This window comes from Pseudomonas monachiensis (assembly GCF_047345015.1).
GTDB lineage: Bacteria > Pseudomonadota > Gammaproteobacteria > Pseudomonadales > Pseudomonadaceae > Aquipseudomonas > Aquipseudomonas monachiensis.
In genome coordinates this window covers 5134176-5157076 of the sequence record NZ_CP178857.1, presented here as the reverse complement: position 1 = coordinate 5157076, position 22901 = coordinate 5134176, and the positions used below count along the sequence as shown (strand labels likewise).

The window sequence follows — 22901 nt, the reverse complement described above, 5'->3', positions numbered from 1 at the left end:
GGACTGGCGAAAGGACTGTTCCAGAGTGGCTGGCAACTGCAAATCACACTTTAGAGGGATCAAGCGCTACTACCTGCTGGCTATAGTCCGCTCAAGGATTTTTAAGAACGGGGCAACCGCACGAACAGGGGCGATGCAACTTTGGAATGACTTTGGGATGCCATGGCTCCCGGTTATCCACAACGTTTTTAGAAGTGCTCTTGCCATAAAAATAAAATGCACATGGAGTAGCGTCGATGACATCAGTTAACCAGTTCTGGCGCCGGGCGAAACTGCCCCTGGCTGTCAGTCTTGCCTCTACGCTCGCCGGGCCAGCATTCGGCGTCAGTTTCAACGTCGGTGAAATCGAAGGTCAATTCGACTCATCCCTGTCGATCGGTGCCAGTTGGTCTACCGAAAGTGCCAACAAGAACCTCATCGGTGTCAACAATGGCGGCAAGGGTCTGTCCCAGACTTCTGATGACGGTCACCTGAACTTCAAGAGCGGGGAAACCTTCTCGAAGATCTTCAAGGGCATCCATGACCTTGAACTGAAATACGGCGATACCGGTGTTTTCGTCCGTGGCAAATACTGGTACGACTTTGAACTGAAGGACGAAAGCCGTCCGTTCAAGGACATCAGCGACGAGGGCCGCAAGGAAGGCGCCAAGTCTGCCGGCGGCCAGATCCTCGACGCCTTCGTCTACCACAACTACGCCATTGCCGATCAACCAGGCTCCGTGCGTCTGGGCAAGCAGGTCGTGAGCTGGGGTGAAAGTACCTTCATCGGCGGTGGCATCAACTCGATCAACCCGATCGACGTGTCCGCGTTCCGTCGTCCGGGTGCCGAGATCAAGGAAGGCCTGATCCCGGTCAACATGTTCTATGTGTCCCAGAGCCTGACCGAAAACCTCTCGGCCGAAGCGTTCTACCAAATTGAATGGGACCAGACCGTCGTCGACAACTGCGGCACGTTCTTCTCTCAGCCGGACATCGTTGCCGACGGCTGCAACGACAACCTGCGCGTACTGGCCAAGCGCTCGCAAATTCCGGCCATTGCCTTGGGGCCGTTGGCCGCCAACGGCGTCGACGTCAACAACGAGGGTGTTCTGGTGCGTCGTGGCCCTGATCGCGATGCCCGTGACAGCGGTCAGTGGGGCGCGTCCTTCAAATACATGTTCGACCCGCTGGACACCGAGTTCGGCGCCTACTTCATGAACTACCACAGCCGTGCGCCGATCTTCAGCGCCACCGGTGCGCCGCAGTCGGTCTACAACACGGCAGCGGGGCTCCCGGGCCCGTTCGCCGCGCTGGCGCCATTGTTGGTAGCGGGTAATTCGCAGTACTTCATCGAATACCCGGAAGACATTCGCCTGTATGGCCTGAGCTTCTCCACCACCCTGCCTACCGGTACGGCGTGGAGCGGTGAGATCAGCTACCGTCCGAACGCTCCGGTGCAGCTCAACTCCACCGACATCCTGTTCTCCGGTGTCCGTCCTATAGGCAATAACAACCCGAACAACCCGTTGACCAATGCATCGCTGCTTACCGGCGTGCCAGGTCAGGACCTGCACGGGTATCGTCGCAAGGAAATCACCCAGTTCCAGACCACCCTGACGCACTTCTTCGACCAGGTCATGGGCGCCAGCCGTCTGACCCTGGTGGGCGAAGTGGGCGTGACCCACGTTGGCGGCCTGGAAAGCACTTCCGACGTTCGTTATGGCCGCGATCCGGTCTACGGTCCGGGTGAGTTGCCTGCCTCTGGCGCGCTTGATACCTGCGTGGCGCTCAACACCAGCACCATCAACGGTGCCGGCGCGGGTACGCCGACCAACAACCGCAGCCGCAACTGCACCGACGAAGGCTTCACCACGGCGACTTCGTGGGGCTATCGCGGTCGTGCCATCTGGGAATACAACGACGTGTTTGCCGGTGTGAACCTCAAGCCGAACGTTGCCTGGTCCCATGACGTGAGCGGTTACTCCCCTGGCCCTGGCGGCAACTTCGAGGAAGGCCGCAAGGCGGTGAGCCTGGGTGTCGATGCCGAGTACCAGAACACCTACACCGCGAGCCTGGCTTACACCAACTTCTTCGACGGCAGGTACACCACCGTGGATGACCGCGACTTCGTTGCGCTCAGCCTCGGCGTGAACTTCTAAGCACAGTATTTTCAGGACGAACGCATAAATGAAAATAACAAAAAGTCTGTTCCACGCCGGTGTTCTGGGCCTTTCGCTGCTGGCGACCAGCGTCATCGCAGCGGTTCCCCAGGCCGAGGCCGACAAACTGGGCAAGAGCCTGACCCCGATGGGTGCCGAAATGGCGGGTAACGCCGACGGTTCGATCCCGGCCTGGAAGCCGATGGCGAAGAACGCCGGTACGGTCGACAGCAAAGGTTTCCTGTCCAATCCGTTCGCCAGCGAAAAACCGCTGTTCACCATCACGGCGCAGAACGTCGACCAGTACAAGGACAAGCTCGCCCCGGGCCAGTACGCGATGTTCAAGCGCTACCCGGAAACCTTCAAGATGCCGGTCTATCCGTCCCATCGCGGTGCCACCGTGCCGGATGAGGTGTTCGCCGCCATCAAGAAGAACGCCACCAACACCAAACTGGTGTCCGGCGGCAACGGCCTGGAGAACTTTGAAACCGCCATTCCGTTCCCGATTCCGAAAAGCGGCGTTGAAGTCATCTGGAACCACATCACCCGTTATCGCGGTGGTAGCGTGACCCGCCTGGTAACCCAGGCCACGCCACAACCGAACGGCTCGTTCAGCCTGGTGTACTTCCAGGACCAGTTCGTGTTCCGCGACAAGATGAAGGACTACGATCCGGCGAACCCGGGCAACATCCTGTTCTACTTCAAGCAGAAAGTGACTGCCCCGGCACGACTGGCCGGTGGTGTGCTGCTGGTGCACGAGACCCTCGACCAGGTGAAGGAACCGCGCTCGGCGTGGGTCTACAACGCCGGTCAGCGTCGTGTGCGCCGTGCGCCGCAAGTGTCCTATGACGGCCCGGGTACTGCGGCCGACGGCCTGCGTACTTCCGACAACCTGGACATGTTCAACGGTGCACCGGATCGTTACGACTGGAAGCTTGAAGGCAAGAAAGAGATGTACATCGGCTCCGATGCCTACAAGCTCGACGATCCGAAGCTCAAGTACACCGACATCATCAAGGCCGGTCACATCAACCAGGACCTGGCGCGTTACGAGTTGCGTCGTGTGTGGCATGTGGTTGCAACCCTGAAGGAAGGTCAGCGTCACATCTACGCCAAGCGTGATTTCTACATCGACGAAGACACCTGGCAAGCTGCGGTGATCGACCATTACGACGGTCGTGGCCAGCTGTGGCGTGTAGGTGAAGCCCATGCCGAGAACTACTACGACAAGCAAGTGCCGTGGTATGCCCTTGAAGCCCTGTACGACCTGCAATCGGGTCGTTACCTGGCGCTGGGCATGAAAAACGAAGAGAAGTCGGCTTATGACTTCGGCTTCACTGCCACCACCAGCGATTTCACCCCGGCCGCCTTGCGCCAGGATGGTGTTCGCTAAGGTGAACTGAGTAGAGGCCGCACCCTCTGAAACGCCCCGACTGGTTCGGGGCGTTTTTTTTGCGTGCAGACTTTTTGTAGCCATTTGTAGCAATTACCTTCATTCCCTATCCGTTTACCGCTAGTCTGCGGACATCTGCAACGCCGCCACCCGCAATTCAAACAAGAGCCGGCTATGACTGATTTGTCTACACTCCCAGGTTCTGCAAACGTTGCTGTCGCGACACTCGACGGGCGCTTCTTCCGCCCGCCGTTGCCCGACGGCCATGTGCTGCGTCCACGCTTGTGCGAGCGCCTGAGTGCCGGGCTCGGTGGCAGGTTATTGCTCGTCAGCGCACCAGCAGGGTTCGGCAAGAGTTCGTTGGCGGTGGAGTTTTGTCAGGGGTTGCCGGCGCACTGGCAAAGTCTCTGGCTGGGCTTGAGCCCGCGAGACAGTGACCCGGGGCGTTTTCTCGAGCGCCTGCTGGAAGGTCTCCAGGACTACTTCCCGCACCTGGGCAGGCAATCGCTCGGGTTGTTGAAAATGCGCCAGCGCCATCAGCCTTTCGCATTCGAAGAATGGCTGGACGGCCTGCTCGACGAATTGGCCGAGCACCTGTCCACCGCGACGCCATTGCTGTTGGTGCTGGATGATTACCATCTGGCCCAAGGGCCGGTACTCGACCGTTGCCTGCAATTTTTCCTCAATCATCTACCCGATGGTTTGCTGGTGATGGTCACCAGTCGCCAGCGTCCCGACTGGCATCTGGCGCGGCTGCGGCTATCGCGGCAACTGCTTGAGTTGCATGAACAGGATCTGCGCCTGACCCACGACGAGGCCTTGAGCCTGCTCGACCGGCACAGCAGTTCCCTGCGCGGTGAGGCACTGGAGAACCTGATCGAGCGCAGTGAAGGTTGGGTCGCGGGGTTGCGTTTCTGGCTGCTGGCCGCCTCGGAGGCGGGCACCGATGGCGCGTTGCCGCAATCGTTGCACGGCGGGGAAGGACTGATCCGCGATTACCTGCTCGAAGAGGTCATCGATTGCCTGCCCGCCGAGGTCCAGTCGTTCCTCTATGACACGGCGCCCCAGGAGCGTTTTTGCAGCGAACTGTGCGACGCCGTTCGCGACGCACATGACAGCGCAGAGATCCTGCGTTTCCTGCTCGCCCACCAAGTGTTCCTGGTGCCTCTGGACGAGCATGGCCACTGGTATCGTTACCACCACCTGTTTTCCGATCTGTTGCGCACGCGCCCGACTTCCCAGTCGATGGTGCCGGCCGCCAGCCTGCACCTGCGTGCCTGCCGCTGGTTCAATGCCCAGGGGCTGCTCGATGAGGCCGTGGAGCAGGCCTTGCGCGCCGGTCACCTGGACGTCGCGGCGAACCTGGTACAGAACCTCTCCGAAGAGCAACTGCTGGCCGAGCAGAATGTCGGCATGTTGCTGCGCTGGAAAATGGACTTGCCTGACAGCTTGCTGATCAGCACGCCGCGACTGATTGTGCTCTATAGCTGGGCGCTGGGGATGGCATGCCAACTGGATGCCGCGGAAGAACTGGCCAGCCATTTGAGCCGCTTCCTGCCCGCTCCGTCGGCCACCGCCCAGAAGTCCATGTTGGCCCAATGGCTGGCATTGAGCGGCATTATTGCCCGTGGGCGCGGCAACCGCGAACTGACGCTGCGGTACTGCGGCGAAGCGTTGGAAAGCCTTCCACCCAAGCGTTACGGTCAGCGCCTGATGTGCCTCTCGACCCTGTCCAACCTGGCCATTGCCGACGGTGATTTGTGGCGGGCACGAGGGCTTAACCGCGAATCGCTGGAGCTGGCGCAACGGGTCGGCAACCCCCTGTTCGAAGCACTGGCGCACTACGACCGCGCCCGGGTGCTGCAAGCGCGCGGGGAAATCTGTCGGGCGCTGGAGGAGGTCCGTCAGGGAATGCAGCGCCTGCAGAGCTTGCCTGCGCAACGGCTGTATGCGGTTCGCGCCCGGCTGACCTTGTACGAAGGCTTTTTACTGGCACTGCGCATGCAGCCGCAAGTGGCGCGCTTGCGATTGCAGGCCGGTTTGAGCGAGGCGCGGGCCTGCCGTGATATCAGCGTGCTGATCGGTCACTGCGTGATTGCCAGGCTGGAAGGCAGCAGCGGCGAGTTCGCCAAGGCCTTTGCCGAACTTGCCGAAGCCGAACGCCTCATGCACATCTGGGACGTACCACCGATCTACTACCTGGCCATGATCACCCTGGTCAAATGTGAACTCTGGCTGGCCCAGGGGCGCACCGATCTGGCCGAAGCCTGGCTAGCGCGCCTGGGGCAGACCTATAACGGCGAAAACGGGGCGGCACCACCGGAGTTCCACCCGCAACTGCCGTTGCATATCGAATTGCAACAAGCCTTGCTCGACGTCATCCAGGGCCAGCCGATGCTGGCCGAAGGGCGTTTGAATGCGCTGCTTGAACATGGCCAGCAAAGCGGTCGTCAGATGCTCAGTGCCATGGCGCTCACCCAGAAAGTGGCGTTGTTGCTGGGCAGCGGCCGGGAACCGGAAGCACGCAGGGCGCTGGCCCAGGCGCTGGACGCTACTGGCGGAGGAGGGCTGCAACCCTTTGAGGGCTTGTTGGCCGAGCACCCGGACTGGCTGCGTGGGCAGCTTCAAAACTGTCCACAAACCCCCGTATCCCTGAGCCTCAGTGAGAAATTGCCGGCATTGGCTGCCCGTCCCGGACTGGAGTCCTGCGTGGCCGCGGAACAGCTCAGCACCCGGGAAATGGCAGTCCTGCGATTGATCGCCCAGGGCTGTTCAAACCAGGAAATCAGCGATCAGCTGTTTATCTCACTGCACACGGTCAAGACCCACGCCAGCCATATCAACAGCAAACTTGGGGTCGAGCGGCGTACACAGGCGGTGGCGCGGGCCAAGGAGCTGGGGGTGTTGGTGTAACGTACAGTGGATTTTCTATTGTGGGGGTGCTGGTATTAGTGGCTCTGTGTTACAGGAGGGGAGTTGTGGTCAAAAAAACGGGCCAGGTTTGAAAACATTGGCCGCAATCAGCCCGGGAGCGCCCCACACTGTTCAATGCGGCTACTCTCGGTGCGACTCTCAATTTCTCCGTCTGGCCCAATGTATATATCTGTGTTTGGCCATTTCGGTTTGACCCGTATGCAGTGTGATTTACCTCCGTTGCTCCAGTAAAACTCCATAAAAAATTTCGCGTCAGGGAAGATATGACCGGGTCCTCCAGTCACTTCACCGGGGTAAAGTTCTCCCTTTGAGATCTCGTGCTGAACATTCAGGATGTAGCCTAGGCGCCCCTGGCCTTTTTCAGAAAAGTAGAAGTTCACCTGAGGTGCGGCGAAGTACCAAAAGAGGATGGGAGCGAGCAATAGAATGACCAAGCCGCACCATTTATTCCTGGAATGGGGCTTACTTACAGATATGGTCACGAATACCATCCCCCCAGCTTCTGCGTGGTAAACCTAAGACTTCATCCATCAGCATCTTCACAGTTATCCCGCCGTTCGGTTGAAGTCTGTAAAGTTTGATGCCAATGCTGATAGATACCCTGTCTCCGATGTCGTCCCACGCTCGCATCCCTTCGATGTCCGCCGACCGACGTGGACCCGGTCTTTTATCCCATTTTTGTATTTTACGGATGGAATCTGAGGCAATTTGTTCGACTCCAGCTCCATCCAAAAGGAGACCTTCGGAAAGTCCTCCCGCCATCCCTACGTACCCATAGTGCACGTTTGACCATATATCGTAGAAGTAGTCGAACATACCTTGCTTCTGCCAAGGCCCGCCAAACTGTAGCCCTATCGTGACTTTGTGATCCCAGGGTCTGTTCTGACCTACACGCTCTGCCCAAAGAGCCATAGCAGCCACCCTATTTCCTGATTCAATTGCTTTGAAGTTGGGTGGGGAAAGGCGTGCGAACCAAGGTAGTTTTCTGAACTTCTTTTGTTCAGCATCAGCGTCAAAACTGTTGAGACTTTTCATCTTCACCACGGACGGATGAGTAATATTGCGGTTCATTTCCCCGGCAATATAGCTAGCTACCTCTTCCATCATGTCAGGGTCGTTGCAAACGACAGGTCGTGTTTTCCTCTCAGCTAGTTGCTGATCACTTTGTGGAGAATTTGTCGTCGATGCTTGATCAGAATGCCTTGTCGAATGAGCAACATCTTGAATGTGCTCGGAGCGGGTAGCGCGAGGCGAAGGTGCGGGAGCAATCAGTCGATTGGTACCTGGTGGGCAGCCGCAGTGAACTTCTGCACCGTCCAGTACAGTTGGAACCCCATGCCATTTCATAGCGGGTAGGCTGTCAACGATAACGCCGGCTTTTCCGCATTTCTTACACGCAGTGGTCTTGTCCCCGAGTCGTAGTACTGCACGCCCTCCATGCGTCGCACAGGGCAAGCTACTGATACACATGGCTCCTGTGGTGGTCAGGTCGCCGTGCAATCCTTGACCTAACCCGTTAGCTGTTCCTCTTCCCATGATTCAGCCCTTGTGTTGATTGCAGGGACGAGCACGCTAGGCTAGGCGGTATGGGAGTTAAATCAGACGTTTCCCTGAATGATGTAGGTTGATTTTGCAATCAGGCAGGTGATAGGCGGCGGACGGCATCGGCGATGTCGGCGGGCTGTGCCAGAATAGGACATCCATTTTTTTCAGGAACACCCATGGACGCTGTCAAACCTGCGCTGATCCGCGAAACCTTCCCCGTCGGCCCTTTGCAGTGCAACTGCACGATCATCGGCGATCCGGTAACGAAAAAGGCCATTGTCGTCGATCCGGGTGGCAATCATGAGCTGATCCTGGCGCGGCTCGATGCTCTGGGGCTGAAAGTGGTCAGCATCATTCACACCCATGCGCACCTCGATCATTTCCTGGCTTCCGGTCAACTCAAGGAGAAAACCGGCGCGACCCTGCATCTGCACAAAGAAGACCAGTTTCTCTGGGACAACCTGGAAATGCAGTGCCAGATGTTCGGTGTCCCCTACACCCCGGTACCATCCCCGGATCGCTGGCTGGCCGATGATGAAGAACTGGCCTGCGGCTGTGGCGTGGCGCTGCACACGCCAGGTCATACACCGGGCTCCATGAGCTTCTGGTTTTCCGAGGCCAAGCTGCTGATTGCCGGTGATACGCTGTTTCGTCGCGGCGTCGGACGCACGGATTTGTGGGGCGGCGACCAGGCGACCATCGTGCGCTCGATCAAGCAGCGGCTGTACACCCTCGACGAAGACGCAACCGTAGTGACCGGACATGGTCCGGATACCCGTCTGGGCGACGAAATGCGCGAGAACCCCTTTGTTCGGGGCTGATTTGTAACATTCGGAATTTTTACTGATTAACATGATCCAACGCCCGCAAAGGCTGATGCCTTGGACCGTTGCACCACAGAATGCAAAAAAAGTAGGAGCTTTACATGTTCACCACGCGTCGTTTGATGATTGTCGCTACAGCTGTGGCCGTTTTGTCCGGTTGTGCCTCGCCTAACCCTTACGGCGGTCAGGGCCAGGCTCAGGGCCAGACGGATAGCGGCTCCGAAGGCATGAGCAAGACCGCGAAATACGGTGGCCTCGGCGCTCTGGCCGGTGCGTTGGCCGGTGCTGCGATCAACCACGATAACCGTGGCAAGGGCGCACTGATTGGTGCTGCGGTGGTCGGTGCTTCCGCCGCCGGCTACGGCTACTACGCCGATCAGCAAGAGAAAAAGCTGCGCGCCAGCATGGCCAACACCGGTGTTGAAGTGCAGCGCCAGGGCGACCAGATCAAGCTGATCATGCCGGGCAACATCACGTTCGCGACCGATTCGGCGAACATTGCCCCAGGTTTCTATCAGCCGCTGAACAACCTGGCGGGCTCGCTGAAAGAGTTCAACCAGAACCAGATCGAGATTGTCGGTTATACCGACAGCACCGGCAGCCGCCAGCACAACATGGACCTGTCCCAGCGTCGCGCCCAGAGCGTGGCAACCTACCTGACCTCGCAAGGTGTCAGCGGTGCCAACCTGAGCGCTCGCGGTGCCGGCCCGGATGGCCCGGTTGCCAGCAACGCTGACGTCAATGGCCGTGCACAGAACCGCCGTGTAGAGGTTAACCTCAAGGCGATTCCAGGCCAGCAGTATGGTGGTCAGCAGCAAGGTCAGGTTCAGCAGTACCCTTGATCGTCTGATTGAACCCCAGGCGTAAATAAAACCGTTCGGTCCTTTTGGGGTCGAGCGGTTTTTTTGTGTCGTCGATTCCGGCCCCATCGCGAGCAGGCTCGCTCCCACAATTGATCTTCAATAGACACAAATTCTGTGATCGAAGTAGAACCCTGTGGGAGCGAGCTTGCTCGCGATGGGGCCAGTACAGGCAAAGAAGAATGCAGAAACAAAAAAGCCCCCGGACAAGTGATTGTCCGGGGGCTTTTTGCCATGCGCGAAAGCTGATTACTTCTTCAGGCCATAATGCTCATCAAGCATGCCCGGCGAGTTCGGGGCTTTCGGTGCGTAGTCGCGCGGCGGCTCCTGATCGCGCGGTGGCGTCAGGCGCTCACGGGGTGCCTGCGTCGCATCGGCGTGCAGGGAGGCCAGCAGGCGTTGGCGGGTCTGTTCGTCCAGGGCCAGGCGGTTGGCGCCCTCGGCGAGATGGTCCTGCACTTCCTGATAGCTCTGAGTCAGTTTCTTGACCAGTGTCGCGGTGCTGTTGAAGTGGGTCACCACCTCGTTCTGATAACTGTCGAAACGTTCCTGAATATCGTCCAGCTGACGCTGCGTGCGGCTGGGCGCGGCGTTCGGTGCAACGCGAGCGATCAGGAACCCAATGGCGACACCCACAACCAGGGCAAGAGTCGGTAACAACCAAACTAAGAGCGAGTGTTCCACGAGTCCTTCCTCTATAAACGGCTTTGCTTTACGTTAACGGCTCGAACCTGCGCTGTATACCGCGATTCACTCGCAATAGACAGCCACAGACAATTTGCTAGACGAGTCGACCTGATCCGAGGTCACGGAGTTCCTTCCTTGCTTATGCGTGAAACCCCTGTAGTGATTGATGGCCCGGTGGGTCAACTGGAAGCACTGTACCTGGACAACGAGCGGCCTCGCGGCCTGGCACTGATCTGCCATCCGAACCCGGTGCAGGGCGGCACCATGCTCAACAAAGTGGTCTCGACCCTGCAGCGCACTGCGCGTGATGCCGGTTTGATCACCCTGCGTTTCAACTACCGTGGTGTCGGCGCCAGCGAAGGCACCCACGACATGGGCACCGGCGAAGTCGATGATGCCCAGGCTGTGGCTGATTGGTTCAGGGCCAAACACCCGGAGTTGCCACTGACGCTGTTCGGTTTCTCCTTCGGCGGATTTGTTGCAGCAAGTCTCGGTGGACGTCTGGAAGCGAAGGGCGAACAGCTCAAGCACCTGTTCATGGTCGCGCCGGCGGTCATGCGCCTCGGCGATCAGGATCAGCTGCCGCAACAGGGCGAACTGACCCTGATCCAGCCGGAAACCGACGAAGTGATCGATCCGCAGTTGGTTTACGAATGGTCCGACAAGCTCGAACGCCCCCATGAGCTGCTGAAAGTGGCAGAATGCGGACACTTTTTTCATGGCAAGCTGACCGATCTCAAGGATCTGATCCTGCCGCGTCTCTCGAATTGATTGCAGTCTGACAAGCGATTACCCATGACGACTCGTACCCGTATCCTCACCGGCATCACCACCACCGGCACGCCGCACCTGGGCAACTACGCCGGCGCCATCCGCCCGGCGATCGTCGCCAGCCGTGACAGCAATGCCGATTCGTTCTACTTCCTGGCCGACTACCACGCCCTGATCAAGTGCGATGACCCGCTGCGCATCCAGCGCTCGCGACTGGAAATCGCCGCGACCTGGCTGGCCGGTGGCCTGGATGTGGACCGCGTGACCTTCTATCGCCAGTCCGACATCCCGGAAATCCCCGAACTGACCTGGCTGCTGACCTGCGTTGCCGCCAAGGGCCTGCTCAATCGCGCCCACGCCTACAAGGCTTCGGTGGACAAGAACGTCGAGACCGGTGAAGACCCGGACGCCGGCATCACCATGGGCCTGTACAGCTACCCGGTGCTGATGGCCGCGGACATCCTGATGTTCAACGCGCACAAGGTGCCGGTCGGTCGTGACCAGATCCAGCACGTGGAAATGGCGCGGGACATCGGCCAACGCTTCAACCACCTGTTTGGCCAGGGCAAGGAGTTCTTCACCATGCCCGAGGCGTTGATCGAAGAGAGCGTCGCCACGTTGCCGGGCCTGGATGGCCGCAAGATGTCGAAGAGCTACGACAACACCATCCCGCTGTTCTCCAGCGCCAAAGAGATGAAGGACGCGATTTCGCGGATCGTCACCGACTCCCGCGCGCCGGGCGAAGCCAAGGATCCGGACAATTCGCACCTGTTCACCTTGTTCCAGGCGTTCGCCACTGCGGCGCAGGCCGACGAGTTCCGTAGCGAACTGTTGCAGGGCCTGGGTTGGGGCGAGGCGAAGAATCGTCTGTTCCAGTTGCTCGACAACGAACTGGGCGAATCCCGCGAGCGTTATAACCAGCTGATCGAGCGCCCGGCGGATCTGGAAGACATCCTGCAACACGGCGCGAAAAAAGCCCGTGCGGTGGCGACGCCATTCCTCAACGAACTGCGTGAGGCGGTGGGCCTGCGCTCGTTCGTTGCCCAGACCCAAGTGGCGGCGACCACCAAGAAGAAAGCCGTGAAGGCTGCACGTTTTGTCAGCTTCCGTGAAGACGACGGCAGTTTCCGCTTCCGTCTGCTGGCGGCCGATGGCGAACAACTGCTGCTGTCGCGCAACTTCGCCGACGGTAAAACCGCAGGGCAGGTGACCAAGCAACTGCAGTCGGGCCAGGATCTGGACGTGCGCAGTGAAGACCTGAGCTTCAGCGTCTGGCTGGAAGGCGAGTGCGTTGCCGACAGCCCGGCGTTTGCCGACAGCGCCGCCCGTGACGCTGCCGTCGAGGCTTTGCGCATCGCCCTGACGCCTGTTCAGGAATAAACAACGGTTCGGCCCGACCAAGGGCCGATTGCCATTCCTCGGGGCCGTCGCTACAGTGTCGGCCCGTTTTTGTTGCCTTGCTAACGAATTATGACGCCCCTAGAACGATATCAAGCTGATCTGAAACGCCCGGAATTCTTCCATGACGCCGCACAGGAAACTGCCGTGCGTCATTTGCAGCGCCTGTACGACGACCTGGTCGCGGCCGAGCAAAACAAGCCGGGCCTGCTGGGCAAGTTGTTTGGCAAGAAGGATCAGACCCCGGTCAAGGGCCTGTATTTCTGGGGCGGCGTAGGTCGCGGCAAGACTTACCTGGTGGATACCTTCTTTGAAGCGCTGCCCTTCAAGGAAAAGACCCGTACGCACTTCCACCGCTTCATGAAGCGCGTGCACGAAGAGATGAAAACCCTGGGGGGCGAGAAAAACCCGCTGACCATCATCGCCAAGCGTTTTGCCACCGAAGCCCGGGTCATCTGCTTCGATGAATTTTTCGTTTCCGACATCACCGACGCCATGATCCTTGGCACCCTGATGGAAGAACTGTTCAAGAACGGCGTGACCCTGGTCGCGACGTCGAACATCGTACCGGACGGCCTGTACAAGGACGGTCTGCAACGCGCGCGCTTCCTGCCGGCCATCGCGCTGATCAAGCAGAATACCGAGATCGTCAACGTCGACAGCGGCGTCGACTATCGTCTGCGTCACCTCGAACAAGCCGAACTGTTCCACTATCCACTCGATGAAGCCGCCAACGAAAGCCTGCGCAAGAGCTTCCGTGCGCTGACGCCGGAATGCACGGCGGCGGTCGAAAATGATGTGCTGATGATCGAGAACCGTGAAATTCGTGCCGTGCGCACCTGCGATGACGTGGCCTGGTTCAACTTTCGTGAACTGTGCGATGGTCCGCGCAGCCAGAACGACTACATCGAGTTGGGCAAGATCTTCCACGCCGTGCTGCTCAGCGATGTCGAGCAAATGAGCGTTACCACCGACGACATCGCCCGACGCTTCATCAACATGGTCGACGAGTTCTACGACCGTAACGTGAAGCTGATCATCTCCGCCGAAGTCGAGCTTAAAGACCTGTACACAGGTGGTCGCCTGAACTTCGAGTTCCAGCGTACCTTGAGCCGACTGCTGGAAATGCAATCCCACGAATTCCTGGCCCGGGCGCACAAGCCGTAGGACGATTCGGAAAATAAAAAAGGCCTGCGATTGCAGGCCTTTTTTGTCAGCGCAAATCCTCCGCCCACAGGTTTGTACATTGTTTTGAAGTCAAATGTCCTCGTTGAGATAATGCGCAAGCTCGTGCTGCCGTTGGCAACCAAGCAGCAGCCAAAGCAGAATTCTGGCTTTTCGCGGACATAGAAAACCCGCCATCGATGCCCCCTTGCGAATCAAGTCCATTTCACCACCGCCAAAACCGTAAGAGGCACGTGCGGTGGAGCCGGAACCGGTTCGGGTCGCAATGATCACGGGGATTCGTTCGGCAATATGTTCAATCATTGTCGCCCAGCGCTGCGAGATGTGGCCGGCGCCGAAACCGCCGATCACCAGCCCGTCGTAATCGAGTGCGAGAATATTTTCCAGTAGCAGGGTGTCGGCCGAAAGTGAGGCCTCAAGCAGCGCAACCTTCTGCGTGGTCTGTTGCGGCAGCGGTAACACCGTGCGTGGCCCTGGCGGGCGCAGGTAGCGAACACGGTCTTCCAACAGTAGGCCCGCGGGCCCCACGACCGGAGAGGAAAACGCCTGTAATGCCAGCGAATCGGTTTTGCGGACGCTGCACGCTTGATGAATCTGTCCGTTCATCACGACCTGGACACCGCGTTGCTGGCTGTTCTGCGCCAAGGCAACGCGACATGCATCCAGAAGATTGGCCGGTCCATCGGCACCTGGCTGCGCTGCGGAACGCATGGCACCGGTCAGCACCAAGGGGGTGTCGTAGGGCCACAGGTAATCGAAAAACACCGCGGCTTCTTCGAGGGTGTCGGTGCCCTGGGTTATCACGACCCCATCGGTTCCCTGTTTGACCTGAAACTCAGCCCAGGACAATACGTTCAGCAAAAACTCGAAATCCAGGGATGCACTGGGCAGCAGGCCGAGGGTCTCGACGGTGACTCCGGCCAGTGTCGTCAGTTCCGGTATGGAAGTCAGCAGGGCTTCGCCGCTGACGGTCGGGATGACGCCTTCACCGGCATTGCTCGCTTGCATGCTTACCGTGCCGCCAAGTGCCGCGATGGACAGTTTGGGCAGGTCCATGGGATACCTCGCTTGTTTGTAATGAAAAGTGGCTGTATCCGCTTTTGAGGCCGCGATACAGCCGAATAGCTGGGGCATTAATCAGCGATCAAAAAACCGATCAGCGGCACGATCAGCAGTGTGCTGATGGCCATCGACAGTACATTAGCGATGTAGGCGTGCATGTCGGCCGGTAATTTCCTGGCAATCACACAGGCCAGCGGTGGTGCGAGTAATGCCCCCAGCAGTGCACTTGAGACGATAATCTGCCAGCTGCCGCCATAGGCCAGGATTGCCGCGGGCACCACTGAAACCAGCGGGATGTAAGTGGGATACCAGCCGCGCAACATCCATTGTCGACGCCAGATCAGCACGCCGATGGCTGAGGCTAATGCCTGCGCGCCGATGATGTGCAGCAACAGGCCCGATCCGTACGCGGGGCTTGAAGGGTTCAAGCTGTACGCCAGCAATGCACCCAGTATCAGGCCAAGGCTAGCCAGCTCATTGCCGAAGAACGGTGCTTCGGAAAAGTCCGCCAGAATCCGGCGCAGGCTCCAGATGACGCCATAGTCGGGCGCCTTGGCGGGAGCAATCGAGGCGGGTGGCGTTTGCGACGACCTGGATTTCACCAGGCTCGGCCAATAGCGGCAGAATAGAAACGCCAGGACGCTGGCAATCGCCATGCCCAGCACATTGCCAATCACTGCAGGTAAGGCCAGCGGTTGGCACACGTAGTTGACGATCAGCAGGCACATCGGTGTGACGAATAGGGCGCCCATGAGTGCGCCGTTGATTGTGACCTTCCAGCCTCCACCAAACATCAGCACCATCGCCGCTGGCAGCGAGACGAATGCTACGAATGTGGGTTGCCAGGTTGTGGCTGTCACCGTCCAGCCCCACAGCAGATTGCTCAGCAGCAGCCCGAGCAACGAACTGGTGACCAGCCAGGGCCAAAGTCCCGTTCCATAGGAGATGGCAAACCCTTGCCAGGATTTCCCCGTTCGACTCGCCCAGTAAGCCAGATAAGCGCCCGCCAGCAGGCCGATCGAGGCGAACTCGTGCTTGTAGAAAGCCACCTCGCTGATGTCACCTAACACCCAGCGCAGCCGGGCACTCGGTTCGGGTAGCAGCGATACCATGTCGCCGTACCCGGGCCAATGTGCTCCCCAGAAAGTCCGGTTGCTGAAAGAAAGCCAGACGATCAGCAGTGTCGCGCCGATCATTAGCAGGACGACGGCTGTATCAATCGGTGATTTGCGCGATGGTTGGTTTTTGTCGGTTGTAACTTCCATGGGATAGGCCTCCTGATCAACGTGGGAGGCAAGGGTGTTGGGTGTAGCCGAGCATCTGATCGTAAAGGTCGGCTCGGCGATCGCGATGCAGATCGTTCAGGTTGTTCCAGATGGGCGCACTGCGGGAGCTGGTCAGGTCGACATCGGCAAACAGGATTTCCTGTCTGTCTGCCGAAGCCACGGCGCCAATCGGCCAGCCGTTGGTTCCGGCAATCAACGAGCAACCTAGGTAGCGCGCGCCGCGCTCCTCGCCGATCCGGCTGGCGGCAGCGATAAACACGTTGTTGACGTGAGCGGCGGTCATCGTCAGATACGACGCCATGCACTTACCGGCATCGTCGAACAGCGGCGGCGGTGTCCAGACCCAGTTGTTCAGGCTGCAAATGATGTCTGCGCCTTGCTGGGCGAGGATCCGTGGCACCTCCGGGAACCAGATGTCCCAGCAGATCAACAGCCCGATGCGGCCGATCGGTGTGTCGAAAACCGGGAAACCCAGGTCGCCGGGGGTGAACCAGAGCTTCTCCAGATTCCACAAATGGGCTTTGCGGTACTTGCCGATAAAACCGTCTGGTCCCACCAGAACGCCGGTGTTGAAGAGTCGCATGCCGTCGCGTTCGGCCAGGCCGGCCACGAGGTAAACGTTGTGTTCGCGGGCGAAGTCGATCCAGCACTGCACGCTTGGCCCGTCGGGAACCGCTTCGGCATGGGCGAAGGCATCCTGTCGATTGCTGAAGAAATAGCCGGTATTGGAAAGCTCGGGCAGAACGATGAGATTCGCACCGCCGTTTACCGCTTCAAGCGCCAATTCCAGGCTGCGACGCAGATTACCTACACATTTCTCGATGCCGACTTGTGGATCGAATTGCACGACTGCTACACGAACAGGGCTTGTTGGCTCAGTCATTCCGTCGTTCCTCTTTTTATTGTTTTTCAAGCTGTTAAATGGCGTGTGTATAAGAGGGGAGTCAGGAGTGGGATGTAAGTCAGCTACTTCCGTTTAGGTCGTAGTCCTTGTCCGAAAGTGGATCAGGGTGATGTTTGATGGCGGTGGGTAGCCGGCGCGAGAGGTAGAGCCATGTATTGCTTGCATGGCTCTGGAACGGGGATGTGATCAGATTTTGAGTTGGTAGTGCGGGTAGTCGCTCAAGGAAAATCCGCCATTGAAGGTCGCGGCGGTTTTGTTGCAGATATGAATCACTGCATCGACAGCACCGCGAAAACATGGCTCCGTCCAACCGGCATCGACGGAAAATGACTCGCCGGACAAATACAAGCCAGATACATGAGCAAAGTCCCGGTTGTACTTCATCAGGCCGACGGCATCATAGTAGGTGCCCGGTCGGTAAAGCTTGGCACAACCCAGAGCATTTTTATCAGTGATCCAACGCTGAACCACCGCTTGATCAATGCCGATGTAGGGAGAGATTTTTTCCTGGACGTTGGCAGAGTTCATGAGTATGCGATCCAGCTCTTCGGCGCATTTTGATACCAGCTCCTTATCGCTGAATGAGGCCAGCTTGGTTGCGTCATCTTCCCAGGTATAACTCAGCAGGATGCAGTCATAGCTGTAATTGTCGTTGTAGCGGTAGGTATAGACATCATGGATGAAACTGTCGGTTACGATGGCTTGCGGGATGTTTTTGTTTTTCGAGAGAAATGATTTTTTCAGCGGTGCAAACACTTTGCAGCTAGTTTCCCAGTGTGCGGTTTTGTAGGCGTTAATCGTCTCGAAAGGCAGCATCTCCCGGGTGAAATTTTCGAGCTTGATTCGAGTTTCAATCAGCCAGGAGGGTAGTGTCATGATGACCGAGTCAAAGTCATCAAATTGCTCCTGGATTTGCTCGGGTTGACTGTGTTTCCAGTTGTAATAGACGCGTATTCTTTGATTGGTCAGTTTTTCCAGTTTTGTGACGGATGAGTTGGTGAGAAGCCCATTGCTTCTTTCGAGGCAATGTTCGTAGAGGGACTTTCCGGTTTCGTCGGTTTTCACAAATAGCAGGCATTCGTCCAAAGCGGCGAGGCCGATGTAGCGGGGCCTGTCGAAACTCTGCCCCCATTGAGTCAAAAACGGCTTCGCTATTGAGGTAGGGCGAATCCAGTGGATCGCCGTTTGAGTCCACTCGACCATGGATCAGTTGCAATTGGCTGCTGAAACCGAAAATCGCGGTACGCAGAGGGTAGAGGCAGCAGACGTCGTAAAAAGCTCCCCAGCTACCGTCACCTATACCTATCGCGTAAAAAATTGCGGACTCTTGCGCAGACATTCCCATTCCGCCGAAATCCCCGGGTGAGCGGCGATCCCAAGTTTCCAGTGCTGGCATGCTGACCAGGTCGCGGAACGAGACACTCTCGTATTTTTCAACGATAGAAGCCCATATGGCTTCCCATTCCTGGCTCGCATAAAGCTCAGCAACGTGGCGGGTCATGCGATCGGCAAAGGCTTTCCACTTGGAATAAACCTTTTGCAATTCATCGCCGGGAGGCGGTGTGGCGCCGTCTTCGTTTTTCCATATCAACATTTGCGGCGCCGACCCGCCGCCCATGCTGCCCTCTCGGAGATAGATGCCTGTCGAGTTAACCCATTGGCTACCGGGGTTGGCGAAGTCTGAAAACGCCAATTCAAATTGATTGGCGTAGTAAGCCATCAGCGACCGACCTTCTGTCGGTGGCTCATCCGCCCGGTTAAAGAAGGGCATGCGCATGGCGCCCATTTCAAACGGTGTATGGCTTACTGCCGAGTTTTGGCTACCGGGAGCGGTCAGATGCCTGCCGCCGATGCGTCTGGATTGTTCGATGAGAGTGATATGGGTAAAGCCGCAGCGATAGAGTTCTCTGGCGGCGGTCAGGCCTGTGACGCCGGCGCCGATGATGCAGATTTTATGTTGCGGGTCAGTTGCCTTGGCGATGCCGTTTTCCTGTTCTACCAGTGCACGATAGTCAAAGCACAAATCCGGCGGATTGGGAAAGCGAGCCGCCCATTTGCTTTTAGCCGAGCGCTTTGTTCGGGCGGCCTCCTTGGCGATGTATGAAGGGTAGTTGTAGCTTGATCCGATAGTCATGGTTGATCTTCCCTGATGGTGTTTGCAGGGAAGATTTTCAAGTTTTTTAAGGGGCTGCGTCTGTGGGCGGGGTTGGGTTCTTCGGCGCTCTGTATTCCGCTTTTTGCGTAGGAAAATGCACAGCGAAAGAACTGCGTGGCCGGCGCAAGATCTGCGTGGAAGCGAGCAGGCTCGCTTCCACATTCGGTTGGTGTTCGGCTACGCAGCCTGCTGAAACTGCTGCCGATACTGATTCGGCGACAACTCCGTGTGCTGGCGGAACAACCGGGCGAAGAAGCTCGCATCGTCATAGCCGACTTCATAGCTGATGGTCTTGATGCTCTTGCGGCTGCCGGACAGCAAGCCCTTGGCGGTTTCGATGCGCAGGCGCTGCAGGTAATGCAGTGGCTTGTCGCCGGTGGCGGTCTGGAAGCGGCGCATGAAGTTGCGGATGCTCATGCCGTGTTCGCGGGCGACGTCCTCGAAACGGAACTTGTCGGCGAAGTGATCTTCGAGCCAGTGCTGGATCTGCAGGATGATCACGTCCTGGTGCAGCTTCTGCCCGCCGAATCCAATCCGTCCCGGTGAATAACTGCGCTGCACTTCGTAGAGGATGTCCCGGGCCACGGCCTGGGACACGTTGGCGCCGCAGAAACGCTCGATCAGGTAAATGTACAAATCGCAGGCCGAGGTGGTGCCGCCGGCGCAGTACAGGTTGTCGGCGTCGGTCAGGTGCTTGTCCTGATTGAGCTGGACCTGGGGGAAACGTTCGGCGAAGGCATTGAAGAACCGCCAGTAGGTGGTCGCTTCCTTGCCATTGAGCAACCCGGCTTCGGCCAGCCAGAAAACACCGGTGGCTTCGCCGCACAGTACGGCACCGCGCGCATGTTGTTGGCGCAGCCAGGGCAGGACTTGCGGGTAACGCTTGCAGAGGCTGTCGAAATCATCCCAGAACGCCGGAAGAACGATGATGTCGGCGTTTTCCAGCCCGCCGTCCACCGGAATCATCACATCACTGAAAGTGTTGACCGGTTTGCCGTCGGGGCTGACCAGACGGGTTTCGAACGCCGGTGTCAGGCCCTGGCCCAGCTGTTTGCCGTAGCGCAGGCTGGCGAGGTGGAAGAAATCCTTGGCTTGCATGAGGGTGGAAGCGAAAACCCGGTCGATGGCCAGGATGCTGACGCGCCGCAGGGGCGTGGAGGCTTGGTTAGACATAATTCAACTTTATTTTTATAGGGGGAAGTGGTCACCAGACGGCTGGATCGTCTTATTTTTTGTCGGATGTGTCCAGTGTCCTGTATCGGAAGCGAGGCTTAGTCTCTGAAGGTCAACTCATTCTAAAAACAAAGAAAAGGTGCCGCATGATCCCCAGAACCCTGTTCAGTTCCGAGCACGAGCTTTTCCGCGACAGCGTGCGGACGTTCCTCGAAAAAGAGGCGGTGCCGTTCCATGGGCAATGGGAAAAACAGGGCTATATCGACCGCAAACTGTGGAACAAGGCGGGGGAGGCGGGGATGCTTTGCTCGCACTTGCCGGAAGAGTACGGCGGCCTGGGAGCGGACTTTCTCTACAGTGCGGTGGTGATCGAAGAAGTGGGGCGACTGGGCCTGACCGGCATCGGTTTTTCCCTGCACTCGGACATCGTGGCGCCCTACATCCTGCATTACGGCAGTGAGGCGCTGAAGCATAAATACCTGCCGAAACTGGTGTCCGGCGAGATGGTTACCGCGATCGCCATGACTGAACCGGGCGCTGGTTCCGATTTGCAGGGGGTGAAAACCACGGCCGTGCTCGATGGCGATGAGTACGTGATCAACGGCTCGAAAACCTTTATCACCAATGGCTACCTGGCCGATCTGGTGATCGTCGTCGCCAAGACCGATCCGAAGGCCGGCGCGAAGGGCACCAGTCTGTTTCTGGTGGAAGCCAATACGCCGGGCTTCGACAAGGGCAAGCGCCTGGAGAAGGTCGGGATGAAAGCCCAGGACACCTCGGAGCTGTTCTTCCAGGATGTGCGTGTGCCCAAGGAAAACCTGCTGGGCCAGGCCGGGATGGGCTTTGCCTACCTGATGCAGGAGTTGCCTCAGGAGCGCCTCACCGTGGCCATTGGCGGATTGGCTTCAGCCGAAGCTGCGCTGCAATGGACGCTGGACTACACCCGCGAGCGCAAGGCGTTCGGCAAGTCGATCGCGGATTTCCAGAATACCCGGTTCAAGCTGGCGGAGATGGCCACGGAAATCCAGATCGGTCGGGTCTTCGTCGACCGCTGCCTGGAACTGCACCTGCAAGGCAAGCTCGACGTGCCGACGGCGGCGATGGCCAAGTACTGGGGCACCGACCTGCAGTGCAAGGTGCTCGACGAGTGTGTGCAGTTGCACGGTGGCTACGGGTTCATGTGGGAGTACCCGATCGCGCGGGCATGGGCGGATTCGCGGGTGCAGCGGATCTATGCCGGCACCAATGAAATCATGAAGGAGATTATTGCGCGGTCGCTTTGATTGGCGCTGATGGTTGAAAAGATCGCAGCCTCCGGCAGCTCCTACACAGAATTGGCGTACACCCTGTAGGAGCTGCCGAAGGCTGCGATCTTTTCGTGGTCATGACAAATTATGGAGCCGGATTCGGATGATCCTTGTGAATCGCCTCGATCCCTTCCAGCACTTCCTCCGACAGCTTCAAGTCGAAACTGCCGATGTTGCTCTCCAGTTGCTCCATCGTCGTCGCGCCAATGATGTTGCTGGTCACGAACGGCTGCTGCGTGACGAACGCCAGGGCCATTTGCGCCGGGTCCAGGCCGTGCTCGCGAGCCAGGGCCACGTAACGGCTGCAGGCGGCTTCCGACTGCGGATTGAAATAGCGGCTGAAGCGGCTGTAGAGGCTCAGGCGACCTTTTGGTGGGCGGGCGCCACCTTCGTACTTGCCTGACAGGAAGCCGAACGCCAGCGGTGAATAGGCCAGCAGCCCGCACTGTTCGCGGATGGCGATTTCCGCCAGGCCGACTTCAAAGCTGCGGTTGAGCAGGTTGTACGGGTTCTGGATCGACACCGCACGCGGCCAGCCTCGGGCTTCGGCCAGGGCCAGGAAGCGCATGGTGCCCCATGGTGTCTCGTTGGACAGGCCGATGTGGCGGATCTTGCCGGCGCGGACCTGCTCGTCCAGCGCTTCGAGGGTGTCCTCCAGTGGGGTCAGGTTGGCTTCGATCTTGTGCTTGTAGCCCAGTTGTCCGAAAAAGTTGGTGCTGCGTTCCGGCCAGTGCAGTTGGTACAGGTCGATGTAGTCAGTCTGCAGGCGCTGGAGGCTGGCATCCACCGCTTCGGTGATGTGCTGGCGGTTGTGGCGCAGGTTTTTATCGCGAATGTAGTCGATGGTGTTGCCGGGGCCGGCGATCTTGCTGGCCAGGATCCAGTCGCCGCGGTCGCCGCGGCTTTTGAAGTAGTTGCCGATGTAGCGTTCGGTGGTGGCGTAGGTTTCGGCCTTGGGTGGCACCGGGTACATCTCGGCGGTGTCGATGAAGTTGATCCCGGCACGCTTGGCCCGCTCAATCTGGGCGAAGGCCTCTGCCTCGCTGTTTTGCTCGCCCCAGGTCATGGTTCCGAGGCAGAGGGCACTCACGTTCAGATTGGTTCGGCCTAGCTGGCGATAGTCCATCGGGTGCTCCTTGGGCAAAACAATCATAAAAGCAGGTTGAATTATTTTTCGCAATCTGCATAATTGCGCACCTCTTTCTGCAGTGGAAGTGATGCGCCGCCGCCGAAGAATCTTGCCGTTGAACGGACGCGCCGACCCGAGCCCCCGAAAGCG

At 58.4% G+C, this 22901-nt stretch carries 16 protein-coding genes and 1 pseudogene; 9 read left to right on the top strand and 8 right to left on the bottom strand.

Annotated features, from left to right (window positions below):
* Positions 1-236 precede the first annotated feature (236 nt).
* From ACMDB8_RS23065 to ACMDB8_RS23055, 3 genes are all read left to right on the top strand, one after another.
* The gene (locus ACMDB8_RS23065) at positions 237-2138 is read left to right on the top strand and encodes a DUF1302 domain-containing protein (protein ID WP_056726244.1); all 1902 of its coding nucleotides are present in this window, start codon (positions 237-239) and stop codon (positions 2136-2138) included.
* Between the two features lie 28 nt (positions 2139-2166).
* Complete coding sequence (locus ACMDB8_RS23060; protein WP_056726243.1) at positions 2167-3531, top strand: DUF1329 domain-containing protein; 1365 nt, start codon at positions 2167-2169, stop codon at positions 3529-3531.
* Positions 3532-3705: 174 nt separating this feature from the next.
* Positions 3706-6444 (top strand): LuxR C-terminal-related transcriptional regulator, encoded by a 2739-nt coding sequence (locus ACMDB8_RS23055; protein ID WP_409078417.1) that lies wholly within the window; start codon positions 3706-3708, stop codon positions 6442-6444.
* A gap of 483 nt (positions 6445-6927) precedes the next feature.
* Here the strand turns inward: ACMDB8_RS23055 and ACMDB8_RS23050 are convergent, their stop codons facing one another.
* Positions 6928-7572, bottom strand: a complete 645-nt coding sequence (locus tag ACMDB8_RS23050; RefSeq protein WP_409078416.1) for a polymorphic toxin type 44 domain-containing protein — start codon at positions 7570-7572, stop codon at positions 6928-6930.
* Positions 7573-8186: 614 nt separating this feature from the next.
* Between ACMDB8_RS23050 and ACMDB8_RS23045 the strand changes: the two genes are divergently transcribed.
* Together ACMDB8_RS23045 and ACMDB8_RS23040 are read left to right on the top strand one after the other, a co-directional pair.
* Entirely contained in the window at positions 8187-8831 is a 645-nt protein-coding gene (locus tag ACMDB8_RS23045) for an MBL fold metallo-hydrolase (RefSeq protein ID WP_150727983.1), read from the top strand.
* 104 nt (positions 8832-8935) lie between these two features.
* Complete coding sequence (locus tag ACMDB8_RS23040) at positions 8936-9676, top strand: OmpA family protein (protein ID WP_056726240.1); 741 nt, start codon at positions 8936-8938, stop codon at positions 9674-9676.
* A 267-nt stretch (positions 9677-9943) separates the two neighbouring features.
* Here ACMDB8_RS23040 and ACMDB8_RS23035 read toward each other — a convergent pair whose 3' ends face one another.
* Complete coding sequence (locus ACMDB8_RS23035) at positions 9944-10378, bottom strand: YhcB family protein (protein ID WP_056726239.1); 435 nt, start codon at positions 10376-10378, stop codon at positions 9944-9946.
* 144 nt (positions 10379-10522) lie between these two features.
* Between ACMDB8_RS23035 and ACMDB8_RS23030 the strand changes: the two genes are divergently transcribed.
* The 3 genes from ACMDB8_RS23030 to zapE all read left to right on the top strand — a co-directional run bounded on the left by ACMDB8_RS23030 (position 10523) and on the right by zapE (position 13717).
* Positions 10523-11152 carry an alpha/beta hydrolase gene (locus tag ACMDB8_RS23030; protein ID WP_056726238.1) on the top strand — a complete coding sequence of 210 codons (630 nt, stop codon included), beginning with the start codon at positions 10523-10525 and terminating at the stop codon, positions 11150-11152.
* Between the two features lie 24 nt (positions 11153-11176).
* Entirely contained in the window at positions 11177-12532 is a 1356-nt protein-coding gene (locus ACMDB8_RS23025) for a tryptophan--tRNA ligase (RefSeq protein WP_056726237.1), read from the top strand.
* Positions 12533-12622: 90 nt separating this feature from the next.
* Complete coding sequence (zapE, locus tag ACMDB8_RS23020) at positions 12623-13717, top strand: cell division protein ZapE (protein WP_056726236.1); 1095 nt, start codon at positions 12623-12625, stop codon at positions 13715-13717.
* Between the two features lie 90 nt (positions 13718-13807).
* On the opposite strand, the gene ACMDB8_RS23015 is transcribed toward zapE, so the two are convergent.
* The 5 genes and pseudogenes from ACMDB8_RS23015 to ACMDB8_RS22995 form a co-directional block, all read right to left on the bottom strand.
* A complete protein-coding gene (locus ACMDB8_RS23015) occupies positions 13808-14791 on the bottom strand; it encodes an asparaginase (RefSeq protein WP_409078415.1) in 984 nt (327 codons plus the stop codon).
* Between the two features lie 77 nt (positions 14792-14868).
* A complete protein-coding gene (locus ACMDB8_RS23010; RefSeq protein ID WP_056726234.1) occupies positions 14869-16062 on the bottom strand; it encodes a hypothetical protein in 1194 nt (397 codons plus the stop codon).
* A 16-nt stretch (positions 16063-16078) separates the two neighbouring features.
* On the bottom strand, positions 16079-16966 hold the full coding sequence (locus ACMDB8_RS23005; RefSeq protein WP_218426738.1) for a nitrilase family protein: 888 nt from the start codon (positions 16964-16966) through the stop codon (positions 16079-16081).
* A 207-nt stretch (positions 16967-17173) separates the two neighbouring features.
* Positions 17174-19121, bottom strand: a pseudogene (locus tag ACMDB8_RS23000) (flavin monoamine oxidase family protein).
* Between the two features lie 198 nt (positions 19122-19319).
* Positions 19320-20240: a GlxA family transcriptional regulator gene (locus ACMDB8_RS22995; protein WP_177336483.1), complete on the bottom strand. Its 921-nt coding sequence runs from the start codon at positions 20238-20240 to the stop codon at positions 19320-19322.
* Positions 20241-20461: 221 nt separating this feature from the next.
* On the opposite strand from ACMDB8_RS22995, the gene ACMDB8_RS22990 reads away from it, so the two are divergent.
* Positions 20462-21598 carry an acyl-CoA dehydrogenase family protein gene (locus ACMDB8_RS22990; RefSeq protein WP_409078414.1) on the top strand — a complete coding sequence of 379 codons (1137 nt, stop codon included), beginning with the start codon at positions 20462-20464 and terminating at the stop codon, positions 21596-21598.
* Between the two features lie 109 nt (positions 21599-21707).
* On the opposite strand, the gene ACMDB8_RS22985 is transcribed toward ACMDB8_RS22990, so the two are convergent.
* The gene (locus ACMDB8_RS22985) at positions 21708-22748 is read right to left on the bottom strand and encodes an NADP(H)-dependent aldo-keto reductase (RefSeq protein ID WP_056726231.1); all 1041 of its coding nucleotides are present in this window, start codon (positions 22746-22748) and stop codon (positions 21708-21710) included.
* Between the last annotated feature and the right edge of the window lie 153 nt (positions 22749-22901).

Bases quoted from the DNA above. Each gene is read 5' to 3' on its own strand.
- ACMDB8_RS23065 (WP_056726244.1), top strand. From the start codon at position 237: ATGACATCAGTTAACCAGTTCTGGCGCCGGGCGAAACTGCCCCTGGCT.
- ACMDB8_RS23060 (WP_056726243.1), top strand. From the start codon at position 2,167: ATGAAAATAACAAAAAGTCTGTTCCACGCCGGTGTTCTGGGCCTTTCG.
- ACMDB8_RS23055 (WP_409078417.1), top strand. From the start codon at position 3,706: ATGACTGATTTGTCTACACTCCCAGGTTCTGCAAACGTTGCTGTCGCG.
- ACMDB8_RS23050 (WP_409078416.1), bottom strand. From the start codon at position 7,572: ATGATGGAAGAGGTAGCTAGCTATATTGCCGGGGAAATGAACCGCAAT.
- ACMDB8_RS23045 (WP_150727983.1), top strand. From the start codon at position 8,187: ATGGACGCTGTCAAACCTGCGCTGATCCGCGAAACCTTCCCCGTCGGC.
- ACMDB8_RS23040 (WP_056726240.1), top strand. From the start codon at position 8,936: ATGTTCACCACGCGTCGTTTGATGATTGTCGCTACAGCTGTGGCCGTT.
- ACMDB8_RS23030 (WP_056726238.1), top strand. From the start codon at position 10,523: ATGCGTGAAACCCCTGTAGTGATTGATGGCCCGGTGGGTCAACTGGAA.
- ACMDB8_RS23025 (WP_056726237.1), top strand. From the start codon at position 11,177: ATGACGACTCGTACCCGTATCCTCACCGGCATCACCACCACCGGCACG.
- zapE (WP_056726236.1), top strand. From the start codon at position 12,623: ATGACGCCCCTAGAACGATATCAAGCTGATCTGAAACGCCCGGAATTC.
- ACMDB8_RS23015 (WP_409078415.1), bottom strand. From the start codon at position 14,791: ATGGACCTGCCCAAACTGTCCATCGCGGCACTTGGCGGCACGGTAAGC.
- ACMDB8_RS23010 (WP_056726234.1), bottom strand. From the start codon at position 16,062: ATGGAAGTTACAACCGACAAAAACCAACCATCGCGCAAATCACCGATT.
- ACMDB8_RS23005 (WP_218426738.1), bottom strand. From the start codon at position 16,966: ATGACTGAGCCAACAAGCCCTGTTCGTGTAGCAGTCGTGCAATTCGAT.
- ACMDB8_RS22995 (WP_177336483.1), bottom strand. From the start codon at position 20,240: ATGCAAGCCAAGGATTTCTTCCACCTCGCCAGCCTGCGCTACGGCAAA.
- ACMDB8_RS22990 (WP_409078414.1), top strand. From the start codon at position 20,462: ATGATCCCCAGAACCCTGTTCAGTTCCGAGCACGAGCTTTTCCGCGAC.
- ACMDB8_RS22985 (WP_056726231.1), bottom strand. From the start codon at position 22,748: ATGGACTATCGCCAGCTAGGCCGAACCAATCTGAACGTGAGTGCCCTC.